This window comes from Chloroflexota bacterium, from assembly GCA_020161265.1.
GTDB lineage: Bacteria > Chloroflexota > Chloroflexia > Chloroflexales > Herpetosiphonaceae > Herpetosiphon.
The window spans coordinates 57,103-68,972 of sequence record JAIUOC010000007.1 but is presented as its reverse complement, the minus strand read 5'-3'; the positions used below and the strand labels follow the sequence as shown (position 1 = coordinate 68,972).

Annotated in this window: 9 protein-coding genes; 7 read left to right on the top strand and 2 right to left on the bottom strand. The window is 47.5% G+C overall.

Going from position 1 to position 11,870, the window contains the following annotated elements; genetic code table 11:
• Positions 1 to 65: 65 nt before the first annotated feature.
• From LCH85_16490 to LCH85_16470, 5 genes are all read left to right on the top strand, one after another.
• The gene (locus LCH85_16490; protein ID MCA0353591.1) at positions 66 to 395 is read left to right on the top strand and encodes a glutaredoxin family protein; all 330 of its coding nucleotides are present in this window, start codon (positions 66 to 68) and stop codon (positions 393 to 395) included.
• Between the two features lie 97 nt (positions 396 to 492).
• Complete coding sequence (locus LCH85_16485; protein ID MCA0353590.1) at positions 493 to 1,815, top strand: hypothetical protein; 1,323 nt, start codon at positions 493 to 495, stop codon at positions 1,813 to 1,815.
• A gap of 37 nt (positions 1,816 to 1,852) precedes the next feature.
• Positions 1,853 to 4,399, top strand: coding sequence for a hypothetical protein (locus LCH85_16480; protein ID MCA0353589.1), 2,547 nt, complete (start codon positions 1,853 to 1,855; stop codon positions 4,397 to 4,399).
• Between the two features lie 144 nt (positions 4,400 to 4,543).
• Positions 4,544 to 7,078, top strand: coding sequence for a hypothetical protein (locus tag LCH85_16475; GenBank protein MCA0353588.1), 2,535 nt, complete (start codon positions 4,544 to 4,546; stop codon positions 7,076 to 7,078).
• Between the two features lie 59 nt (positions 7,079 to 7,137).
• The gene (locus LCH85_16470) at positions 7,138 to 7,938 is read left to right on the top strand and encodes a hypothetical protein (GenBank protein ID MCA0353587.1); all 801 of its coding nucleotides are present in this window, start codon (positions 7,138 to 7,140) and stop codon (positions 7,936 to 7,938) included.
• 22 nt (positions 7,939 to 7,960) lie between these two features.
• On the opposite strand, the gene LCH85_16465 is transcribed toward LCH85_16470, so the two are convergent.
• A complete protein-coding gene (locus LCH85_16465; protein MCA0353586.1) occupies positions 7,961 to 8,185 on the bottom strand; it encodes a hypothetical protein in 225 nt (74 codons plus the stop codon).
• A gap of 38 nt (positions 8,186 to 8,223) precedes the next feature.
• Here LCH85_16465 and tnpA point away from each other — a divergent pair, with 38 nt between their 5' ends.
• Both tnpA and LCH85_16455 read left to right on the top strand, forming a co-directional pair.
• Positions 8,224 to 8,616: an IS200/IS605 family transposase gene (gene tnpA, locus LCH85_16460; protein MCA0353585.1), complete on the top strand. Its 393-nt coding sequence runs from the start codon at positions 8,224 to 8,226 to the stop codon at positions 8,614 to 8,616.
• Between the two features lie 2 nt (positions 8,617 to 8,618).
• The gene (locus LCH85_16455) at positions 8,619 to 9,761 is read left to right on the top strand and encodes a transposase (GenBank protein ID MCA0353584.1); all 1,143 of its coding nucleotides are present in this window, start codon (positions 8,619 to 8,621) and stop codon (positions 9,759 to 9,761) included.
• A 318-nt stretch (positions 9,762 to 10,079) separates the two neighbouring features.
• On the opposite strand, the gene LCH85_16450 is transcribed toward LCH85_16455, so the two are convergent.
• Positions 10,080 to 11,822, bottom strand: coding sequence for a DUF2723 domain-containing protein (locus tag LCH85_16450; protein MCA0353583.1), 1,743 nt, complete (start codon positions 11,820 to 11,822; stop codon positions 10,080 to 10,082).
• Between the last annotated feature and the right edge of the window lie 48 nt (positions 11,823 to 11,870).

Sequence of the window (11,870 nt, the reverse complement as noted above, 5' to 3'; positions counted from 1 at the left end):
AAGCGAAGTACGATCATAGCGCACCTCATTTTATACTTGTCCAGCGGTGCTTATGGAGGTTTCTTGTGAGTAAACATGTCGTCGTGTATGGCCGAACGAGTTTTTGCCCGGATTTAGCTCGTTCGCAGCGTTTTTTGGCCGCTAACAACGTGGCCTACACCCAGATCAATATCGATCAAGATGCCGAGGCTGGCGCTTTGGTTGAGGAGTGGGTTGGCCATCGCAGTGTGCCCACAATTGTGATTGCCGAAGCAGGCAGCAATTTGCCTTTCGAAGAGCCAGCACCCTTGCCAGCAGGCCGCCAAGCCCGCTCGTATGATCGTGGCACGGTGATTACTGAGCCAAGCGATGAGGCCTTAACGGGCTTCTTGAAGCGCAACGGTTTGTTGAGTTAAGCGTATCTTGAGCGGAGTTGAGGGGTGAAGGTTGGCATGAGAGCCAACCGATGAGAATGGTTTTAGCTTAATTTGGGTACGATAGGGCGACCCTGCTATGACCACACCAAAAACACTACAATGGACAGCCGACGTTGTGCATACGCTGTTAAACTACCCGCAACGGCTGCTGGAGCATCCTACTTGGGCGCTGGTTATCGCTGAATTTGGCAGCATTCGGCAACTGCGTCAACACCTCTTAACCTATCCACTTAAAACGAAAGAATTGCGCTTGCTCGAGGCGCTGCTCGATTATCCCGATGCTACAGTTGAATATTATTGCGATGTGTTGGCAATTCATCCAGCCACCTTTCATCGCCAACACAAGGCACTCTGCCAACGCTTGAGTGGTTTATTACCAGTGCCACTTGCCGATGATCAATCTGCCCCAGAATCGGCGCAACTGCCCAACCACCAGCCCAAAACTAGCTTTATTGGTCGAACGCTCGATCTTGAGCGAATTCAATTGCTGTTTGATCAAGGCTGTCATTGGATTAGCTTGGTTGGCGCGGCTGGAACGGGTAAAACGCGCTTGGCCTTGGAAATGAGCCAACGGGTTAGCTCAATGTTTGGCGATGGGATTTGCCTATTGCGGCTGAATGATGGCATTGAGTTGGCGGCGCTTGCCGAGCATTGTTTAAGCCAACTTGGGCTTGATCCGGTATGCGATGATCCACGTCAGCGGTTTCAAGCCTATTTTGGTTCACGCCAAATCTTGCTGATTATTGATAATCTGAATCAACCAGAACTGGCGGCTTGGTTGATTGATGTATTGCAAGCTGCGCCGTTTGTGCGAGTTATATCCACTGGTTGCCAGCGCTTAAATGTGCCGAATGAATGCTTACATCATGTTGAACCGCTTGGCTATGCTCAACTTGATAGTCAAACTGATTTGCTTGCTGAGAATCCTGCCCTGCAACTTATGCTTGAACGATTAACTCCATTTCAGCCGATTGATCTGACCAAGCTAGAACAGCGCAGAATGCTTATCCAGATTTGTCAGCTGCTTGACGGAAAGCCGCTGGCCTTAGAATTGGCCGCTGGTTTAGCTGCGACTCATGATTTGGCGACGCTTGTGGCCCAACTACATACCATGAATATGCAGCCTACCAGTGAAAGGCTAGCCTCACTCATTCAATGGAGTTATGCCGTATTGCAACCAACCACCCAACAACTTTTAGGGCTGTTAGCGATTGTGCCGCAAGCGATTCGCGCTCCCCAACTGATTGAATTGGATGGACGTTCGCTAGATTCAATTAATGCAGACTTGCTTGAAGCTGAAACCAAGCATTTTTTGCTTGCTTGGGAGGCTTGGGATGTTTTGCCAAGTAGTATTCAACGCTTTATTGTAAACTTGAAGGTTCAATTAAGTTCTTGTTAATGAATATCTAGCTTTGTCTGAAAGAGTGCACGACCCTATGACGCAAGCACCACTTCAATGGAACGACACAGTTGTGCATGATCTGTTGCATTATCCGCAACGGCTATTACAGCATGATATGTGGGCCACGATTATTGCCGAGGCAGGTGGCTTACCACAAATGCGCCAACAGTTGCTTGATTTTCCGTTGAAAGCCAAGGAACGACGCGTTTTAGAGGTGATTCTGACCCATCCCGAAGCCTCGGTCGTGCGTTATACCGACCTGTTGGCGATGCATCATGCCACCTTCCATCGTCAGCAAAATGCCTTATGTCGCAGCTTGAGCCATTTTCTGAATTTGGTGCAGATTCCGACAGCAGCCACTGAAACAGCACTACCCGTCGCTCCCCAGTCCGAAGTTGTGCTGCCATGGACGAGTTTTGTGGGTCGTCAAGCTGATCTTGAGGCGTTACACATGCTATTGATCCAGGCTACCAAATGGATCAGTTTAGTCGGAACAGGTGGGGTTGGTAAAACCCGCCTAGCCCTCGAATTGGCGCAACGTTGGCTTGGTGCTGGCTGTGATGAGGTACATGTGTTGCGCTTTGCCGATGTGCAACGCATCGAGGATATCGGTTTAGCCTGCGTGCAGCAACTCCAACTATCAATTAGTGATGCCCAATCGATTGAACAAGCAATTCAACAGTTTTTTGAAAATCGTCGAAGTTTGCTGATTCTTGATAACTTGGAGCATCTTCCGGCTGCTGGGTTGTGGTTGGCGAACATGTTGCAAGCATTACCACAACAGCAGGTGCTTGCGACGAGCCGTGTGCGTTTAAATGTGCCCAATGAATCAATCTATCATGTGGTAGCCTTGGCCTATCCACCTGCGAAGGCTAGGGTAGAACAATCGATCAGTTATCCAGCCGTGCAATTATGCCTTGATCGGATGGAAGCGGTGCGCCTCGTGGATCGTAGCGATGCGCAATTGTTAACCCATGTTGGTCAAGTTTGCCGCCATGTCGCAGGCTTGCCGTTAGCGATTGAATTAGTGGCCGCTCGTGCTGCTGAGTATCCTTTGGAAACGATTGTGGCCGCAGTAAGCGCTGATCTCGGATTTCTCGCCGAAGGGCCGCTCGATGTGGATGCGCGGCAACAAACCATGGCGGCAACGATTGGCTGGAGCTATCGGCTATTACCAGCTGAAACTCAAGTCATTCTGAATAGATTAAGCGTGTTTCAGGCTGGCTGGGATGTGGCGGCAGCGGCGGCGCTATGTGGGCTTGACCATGATTTAATGGAAGATCATTTAAGTTTGCTTTTGGATAATCATTTAATCAATTTGCGCGATACTACTGCCCAGCATCCCTATACGATCTTAGAACCAATTCGCCAATATGCATGGCAATTATTGACGATCCAACAACAACAATCCATACGTTTGCAGCATTGCGATTATTACACTACATGGGTTATACCAACCGAAGAGCATTTAACTGGGCCTGATCACGCAAGCTGGGGGCTGTTGATGCTCCAAGCCTATCCTAACATTCAATTAGCCTTAGCTACCGCCAGATCCGAAGCTGATCAACTGCGATTTTGGCAATTATCAGGCGGGTTATGTCGCTTTTGGTGGAATTTTCAGTTATATGCGGAGGCGCAAACTTGGGTTGAGCCGATAATTCCTACAGTCTTTGAAGCAAGCCCGCATCCCTATTGGCAATGTCGGGTATTACTTACGGTGCTGGTATTCTTCCCTAAAGATACTGCGACCTATTCGCGAAAGCAAACTTATAATCGTTTAATTGATCTGACCCAACACTATGCATTTGAAGCAATCGAGGCTAGAGCTAAAAATTTTTATGCTTTGCTCTTGATGGAACAGAATCAATTAGAGGCTGCTGGCAGATTGTTTTTGGATGTATATGGATTATACCAACGGATGGGAGATAACAATAATCTTCTGACACCGTTATTTAATTATGCAAACCTGATGTGGAAATCAAAGAAATTAGATGAATCGTATGCTATGTTTCAAGATTTAGTGATTAAATATGAGCAAATGGGATACTATGAAGATATGTTTGCGTGTATGAAAAATATCTCACAGGTTTGTGTTTGTCAAAAGAACTATCATGAGGCTGAAAAAATAATTTTTGATGTGATTGAACGAAGTGAAAGCAAGATTGGCCTTCCACTTTATCTCAAGGATTTTAATCTCTATTTACGCTTAATCAAAATCTATGTTTTCTTGCAGCGAGAAAATGACCTAGATTGGTGCATTAAGATCTTATATCCAATTACAATCGAGAGTACATTTTTTGTTGAAAAAGTGTTTGTAATGTGTGAGGCACTTATCTACCTGGCAATTTTCAAAGAATACCAGCTTATTGCTTTACAGATCTATCAGTATCTTTTAAATATTATTCATAGTGAACAGTATGCGATGCGTTGGAATGAAAGCGAATTTTTGGCACAAACTCAAATCATTCTTAGTCAACATTTTGACGATTTTGATTTTGTTGCAGATAATAATTTTTGCCTAGAATATAATGATTTTAATGCTACCATGAATTATTACCTGAAGATAATCTATGGATTTTAATCATAGATTTCAGCTGAATCTATATGATAATAATAGCTGTTTATCATGAGCTGATCGATTGTACATCACAACGATGAACTTTAGATCAATCATTAATTCATTTTTTAGCTTGAATTCACGTAGTATGAAAGAGCATATAAACCTATGACCCAATTACCACTTCAATGGAACGACGCAGTTGTCCACGACCTGTTGCATTACCCGCAGCGTTTGCTCGACCATGATGCGTGGGCCGCCGTTATTGCCGAGGCAGGTGGTTTGCCGCAGATGCGCCAACAGTTGCTTGAATTTCCGTTGAAAGCCAAGGAACGGCGGGTTTTAGAGGTGATTTTGGCTTATCCTGAGGCTTCGGTGGTGCGCTATACCGACCTGTTGGCGATGCATCATGCCACCTTTCATCGCCAGCAAAATGCCCTATGTCGCAGTTTGAGCCATTTTCTGAATTTGGGGCAGGTTCCAGCAGCTACCGAAGTAGCCCAGCCCAGCATTGCGCGTTCGGAATTTGTGCTGCCGTGGACGAGTTTTGTGGGCCGCGCAGTCGATCTGTTGGCATTGCATGAGATGTTGGCAGGTGGAGCGCGATGGGTCAGTTTAGTTGGGACTGGTGGGGTTGGTAAAACTCGCCTGGCGCTGGAACTGGCCCAACAAAGCATTGGCACGATCTGCGAGGAAGTTCACCTCTTGCGCTTTGCGGATGTCCAGCGGGTTGAGGATGTCGGCTTGGCCTGTATTCAGCAATTGCATTTGGCGCTCGCTGAAGCCCAATCGGTTGAGCAGGCTATTCGCGACTTTTTTCAACAGCGCCGCAGTCTTGTGATTGTTGATAATTTGGAGCATATTCCAGCAGCAGGAATGTGGTTGGCGCAGGTATTTCAGGCGCTGCCCCAGCAGCAGGTGCTTGCCACCAGTCGGGTGCGCTTGCATGTGCCCGCTGAACAGATCTATGAAGTTGAGGTTTTGGAGTATCCAGCGCCGGAAACTCCGAGCGAAACCTTGACGAGCTATTCAGCAGTGCAGTTATGCCTTGATCGCATGGAAGCGGTGCGTCTCGTGGATCGTGGCGATGGGCAATTGTTAAACCATGTTGGTCAGCTTTGCCGCCATGTTGCCGGTTTACCGTTAGCGATTGAATTGGTTGCGGCACGCACCGCCGACTATGGCTTAGAAACGATTGTGGCTGCGGTAAGCGCTGATCTTGGCTTTCTCGCCGAAGGGCCGTTGGATGTGGATGTGCGACAGCAGACGATGGCAGCAACGATTGCTTGGAGCTATCAGTTATTACCAATCCAATCTCAGCAGATAATCCAGCGACTGGGCGTATTTCAGGCTGGCTGGGATGTGGCAGCGGCAGCGGCGGTGTGCCAACTTGAGCTTGAATTGATGGAAGATCACTTGGCCTTACTCGTCGATAACCACTTAATTAGCCGAATTCGAGCAAATCAGTATCAAACCTATGCTATTTTGGAGCCAATTCGCCAATATTTGTGGACATCGATTAATTCTGAATTCCAACGCCATTTACGATTAATTCATTGCGATTATTATATTGAATGGGTTATGCCAACCGAAGATCTGCTGATTGGCCCAGATTATGCGCTTTGGGGTCAATCGATGCGCGAAGCCTATGCTAATATTAGTTTTGCCTTGGATACTGCGCGGGCGGAACAAAACCCACTGCGTTTATGGCAATTATTGGCGGCAATGTATCGCTTTTGGTGGCGAACTGATTCAATGGTTGAAGCTCAATCGTGGATTATGCCACAGGTTCCAGCCTTACTTCAACTAACTGAATATCCATATTGGCAAGCTCGAGCATTATATACAACCTTGATTTTTGGCTTGAAAGATACCGCTGATTATTCACGTGAAGCGACATTTAACTATTTGGTGCAACTTGCCCAGCAGCATCAATTTAAACTGATCGAAGCCAGGGCTAAGAATTTTTATGGCATTATAATTCGAAGTAAACATACTCAAAACCAAGTTAATGAACTTTTGATGGATGCAATTAATATCTATCGTGAGCTTGGCGATACCGTTAATATCTTATCACCGATGCTTAATTATGGAAATTCAATGTATGGAATGCGACGTTTAGAAGATGCTTATCAAATTTATGCCGAATTATTAGATAAATTTAGAATCAATGGCGATTACGATGGTATTCATTCGAGTATGAAAAACATGGCGATTATGTGTATTTATTTAGGCAAATACACTGAGGCCGAGAAAATTATCATAAGTATCCTGAATGAAGAAAAATTCGATTCGAACCTGGTAGATTTTGTACTTTTATATGTATTTCTTATTAAAATCTACTTTTTCTTAGGTGATCATCAGCAGATGGATGCTTGTGTTCGGGAAATTTATCCTCTGGCAATTGATAATACAATCTTTATTGGTCGAGTTATTACTGTTTGCGAGTCAATCATCTGTTTAGCAATTGCCAAAGAATATTATGCGTTCGCATTAAATATTTTTCAATATATGCTCAATGCAATTCACTATGAACAATATGAAATGGAATGGTATCAGTCTGAATTTGTTGAGCAAACGAAAATTGTCTTATCACAGCATTATGATCAGCTGGAATTCTTAGCAGATGACAAATTTGTACTAGATTACCATAGTTTTAACGATACGATGAATTATTTTTTGAAAATCATGCATAATTTATAGCGATGGGTCTAGTTTCTACAGCGTGAATGTCGGTTTATGGAGTTCGATGGGAATTGAAGATGCTATTAACTGAGCAACAGGTGGCTGATTTGATTTATGCACCAGAAAAGGTGCTTGATCAGCCACCAATCGCCCAACTGATGCTAACCTGTGGCGGAATTCAGCAATGGTATGAATTATTAAAAACTATCGGCTTAAAGGAGGCTGAGCAGCGCTTATTGCTGGTGATTTTGGCCCAGCCTGGGGCTTCAGTTGATGAATATCTCCAGCAGTTACATATTCATAAAGCAACGTTTCATCGGCATCAACGCAAGTTGATCGCTAGCCTAACCCATTCGCTCAATCATCATCCGCTGTTTCAAACCACCAGCTCAGGCTTTGCGCAGTTGCAGCGCGTCGCCCGTTTGCCAGCAAATGTTGCTGTTGATCGCAGTTTGCCTGCCTATCAGCGGATGTTGCAATTGCTTGGGCAGGGCGTACGCTTGATTAATGTTGTTGGCGATGATTGGGCTTGGCAACAGCAGTTGGTGCTTGCGTTTGCCCATGAGGTTCAGCCAACGTTTCAGGATGGCTGTTTATGGGTTGATTTAACCAACAGCCTAGACCAAGCCTTAGTCCTACGCTTGCTGGCGTATGGGCAGTTTAAACCTGCTCCAAGCCCTGCCGAAATGAGCCAACTTTTTCAAGGTCGCCATGGGTTGTTAATTTTATTGAACTATCAGGCCCATCCTGATGATGCTTTGTGGTTACGCCGTTTGCTCGAAATCGCTCCCAAGCTGACTATTCTGTGCACAAGTTGCCAACGTTTGAAACTCTACGGCGAATTTTTGGTGCCAATTAGCTCGCTACCACCGCGCTAATGCTTATTTGGCGATCACGATTTTAGACATCAGGTGGTGAATCGAGCGCTTCGCTTAGCTCACATTCAAGATCATTCGTGTCGGCAAGTAGCGGAACAATCGGCGTAAAGCCCGTTTGAAATTGTGGCAAATAGTGTTTGGCATGGTTGCGAGTTGAGATGGTTTGTGGGCCGAGCGCCAAGTCATCGAGGGCAATTGCGGCGAGGTTTGGCAAGTTAATGGCTTTAGCCGCTGTTTTGGGATACATGTTGATTTTATTGTTGGTGTGATGTATAATTCAACACTATGGAGTATCAACGCGACGAACATCGTATCCACTTGATTGTATACCACCTGATCTGGTGTCCGAAGCGGCGTAAGCGGATTTTGGTCGAACCCGTTGCTTCGACCTTGCACCAGTTGATTACCGACAAGTGCGTGCAGCGGGGTTGGGAAATCCTGCAACTTGCCATTCAGTCGGATCACGTTCATTTGTTCGTGCGCGTTTTTCCAACCAACGCGGCGGCTGATGTTGTTGGTGAGATCAAGGGCTTTACCTCCCACGAATTACGACGGTTCTATCCGACCATTCTCAGCAAGGTACCGTCGCTCTGGACGCGATCCTATTTCGCATCAACGGCTGGTATCGTCAGCGAAGCAACTATTCGCGCCTACATCGAAGCCCAAAAAGGGAAGTAACTGTGCGAAAAGCGTTCCAATACCGCATGTATCCGTCGAAAGCGCAAGCACGAAAACTTGCGGCAACCCGCGAAACATGCCGCCGCTGGTATAACGATTTGCTGGCAGAACGGAAAACCGCGTATGAAGAACGCAAGGAAACCATCGGCAAGTATGAACAGTTGCGTCGCGTCAAGGACCACAAGGCATCGAACCCGTGGGCAGCCGAAGTCCACAGCCACGTTTTGCAAGTGGTGGTTACCGATCTGGACAATGCCTTCCAAGCCTTCTTCCGGCGTGTCAAGGCTGGACAAACGGCAGGATACCCGCGTTTTCGCGGAGGTAACCGTTTTGATAGCTTCGGCTTCAAAGAATACGGCAATGGCTTCAAGATCGACGGGCGGCGCTTGCGCGTGTCGGGTATTGGGCGGATCGCGGTTCGCTGGCATCGTCCGATTGAAGGTACGATCAAAACGCTCAGGCTGATCAAGAAAGCAAGCGGCTGGTACGCCTGTTTCAGCGTGGAATGCACCCCACACGCACTCCCGCCAACGGGGCGCGATGTTGGGGTTGATGTTGGGATTACCAGCTTGATCACCACCTCAGACGGCGCACGCGTTCCGCCACAGAACTGGTACAGGCATGAACAAAAGAAGCTGCGGGTACTGCAACGGCGGGTATCGCGCCGCACCAAAGGCGGCAAGAACCGCCGCAAAGCGGTTGTCCAGGTGCAGCGGCAACACGAACGTATCGCGAATCAGCGCAAAGACTTCCTCAACAAACTTGCGCACTCCCTGATCCAGCAGTACGACCGTATAGCGGTTGAAAACCTGCGGATCACGAATATGGTCAAAAACCGTCACCTTGCGAAAAGCATCTTGGATGCAGGGTGGGGCTACTTCGTTGCACGAGTACACGCGAAAGCGGCAGAAGCTGCGCGTGTGGTCGTTGAAGTTGATCCTGCCAATACTAGCAAGATGTGTTCAGGGTGCGGACACGTTTTTGAGAACCTACGCCTCAAAGACCGTTGGATCGATTGCGGTTGTGGGCTATCGCTTGATCGCGACCACAACGCCGCAATCAATATCTTGAAACGGGGTGGACAACTCCGTTGGGGCATAAGCACGCCGTTGGGTGTGTTGCCCCAAGAAGCCGCGCCGCTTTAGCGGCTGCGGAGTGTCACATACAATCTCCTTGATTTGAAACGTCAACTCTACACTGAGTTGGGGGGATTTCAGCCAGCATTGAATAGTGATCAAATTGGTGGTAGCAAGCATTGGTTAAACTCACGCCAGATCATGCGTTAATTGCTCGATCGGCAGTTGTGAGCTATCCCCAGCGCCTCGTTGCGTTTGATGATTCGATCATCAGAGCCTTCTTCGCTGATGGCCAGATTGCTGATAGGGGAGGTACTGCTCAGTATAGCTGCTCCATTGGCAATAGTCCAGTGGTTCATCGTTTGGCTCGAATTTGGGGTATTGCCGCTAATTAATCAGCACCTTGCCAAGCTGATAGGTATCCTGCTGAGGATTGAGCGCAACCCGCTGACCAGCTAGATCATACCACCCAACAATGATGAGATACTGGCCGCTTGGCAAATCGGGCGGCAACTGTACCGCTAACAAGTCGGTTTGAGCTTGATCAATCGGCCAAACCTCGCTGCTGGGATTGGTTGGGCTATCAGTTTGAGCCACTAAACGGCCAGTTTGATCAAGCACATGCACAAACCGAATTAAGCTTGGTAATTGAGTTTGAGTTTGCCAACGCAGCCCGATCAGTAATTGGCCTTGGGCTTGGCTCGGCAGTTCCAATCCAGTTAATTGAATACCATTCTGCCATACAATGTTTATTTGATCAGTAAATTGCTGCGGCAGATGCTCGATCTGCCACCAATCACCAATTTTGCGATGTTGTAATCCCAATTCAGGGATTGCTTGGAGCGCATAAACCTGTCGTCCCTGAGCCAATTGTTCACGAATTCGTTGTTGATCAGCTTGGAAGCTGAATTCAAGATCTGACCGTTGCTGTTCGATGGCTTGCAAATAGCGCAAACTTTCGATGCTCCAACCATCGCCAATCACCAAACTATGAGCTGCAAGCGGCTCGGCCAACCGTTGGCGAGCAAGCTGCTCGGGCTGCGCCGTATTTTGCTGGTGAATCTGTGGCCAAGTGTGCCAAGCGAGCCAGCCACTTATAGCTACAGCTAAACCAAAACCCAATCGTTGCCACGGTAAGGCAGCCAAACCAAACCCAATTAATAAAGCTTGCACTATATAGGCGCTCAGCCCAAAAGCCGCGAGATCATCAACAAAATAGGCTAGGCAAAAGCCGAGGATACTACAATAGCTACCGCCGAGCATAACCGCTAATCCAGGGTGTTTTTGCCAAGCTTGCCACCAACCATAGCCAGCCAAACCCCAGCCAAGCCAGGTTAATTGTGGCCCAAATAGCTGAATTTGGACTTCGAATACCCGTTGCCAGCCTTGTTCAAGCGCCCGTTGTGGATCAAACCATGCTCCGCCAGCACTCCCAAGCAGATATTCATGCAAGACACTCCAGCCATTTTGCCAAGCGGGAGCACGCCACACAATATAGAAATATACAACGAAACTTAATCCACCAGCTCCAATAGCCAAGAGCATTTGACGTAGGCTAGGTCGGTGTTGCCAACAGGCTGCGATCAACATCCAAGGCAACAAAAAGATGCTGGTGCGATGATGCCCTAGCATCAAGCCTGCGGCCAGCCCAAGCAGCCAAAACGGCACTCGTTGTTGCTGCCAGGCAACAATTAACCAGATAGTGCCAATTTGCAATAACCCAGCCAAAGCATAAATTTCAGCTTGGGTTGCTTGCTGCCAAAAAGTTGGCGATAATCCTAGGATGGCGGCGCACATGAAGGCCCAGCGTTGCCCAAGGCCTAAATTGAGTGCTGTTTGCCTAAGCAGCGTGAGACTAAGCGCGGCGGCAACGGCAGAAAAGAAATTAACTCGCCAGGCAATACTGCCAAAGGGCAATAATTTGCTCCAAAGCCATGTCAGCATGCTATACAGTGGGTAGCCTGTGCTATGAGCTATTTCGAGGTTCGGCCCAACCCGCTGAAATTCAGCAGTATCGCCGCCGCCAAGCCCAGGTAGCAGCGTTATAGCATAGAGGAATAGGGCTAAACCAAAGAAAATAAACGAACTAGTTTTTGTGCCAAGTTTTAGCTGTTTAACCGCAAATTGCATAGTGTTTGTGTCGGCCTACTTCTCGGCTAGGATTATCAACTTGCTGGA

Excerpts from the sequence above, each read along its gene's own strand:
- LCH85_16485 (MCA0353590.1), top strand. The coding sequence starts at position 493 with ATGACCACACCAAAAACACTACAATGGACAGCCGACGTTGTGCATACG.
- LCH85_16480 (MCA0353589.1), top strand. The coding sequence starts at position 1,853 with ATGACGCAAGCACCACTTCAATGGAACGACACAGTTGTGCATGATCTG.
- LCH85_16475 (MCA0353588.1), top strand. The coding sequence starts at position 4,544 with ATGACCCAATTACCACTTCAATGGAACGACGCAGTTGTCCACGACCTG.
- LCH85_16470 (MCA0353587.1), top strand. The coding sequence starts at position 7,138 with ATGCTATTAACTGAGCAACAGGTGGCTGATTTGATTTATGCACCAGAA.
- LCH85_16465 (MCA0353586.1), bottom strand. The coding sequence starts at position 8,185 with ATGTATCCCAAAACAGCGGCTAAAGCCATTAACTTGCCAAACCTCGCC.
- tnpA (MCA0353585.1), top strand. The coding sequence starts at position 8,224 with ATGGAGTATCAACGCGACGAACATCGTATCCACTTGATTGTATACCAC.
- LCH85_16450 (MCA0353583.1), bottom strand. The coding sequence starts at position 11,822 with ATGCAATTTGCGGTTAAACAGCTAAAACTTGGCACAAAAACTAGTTCG.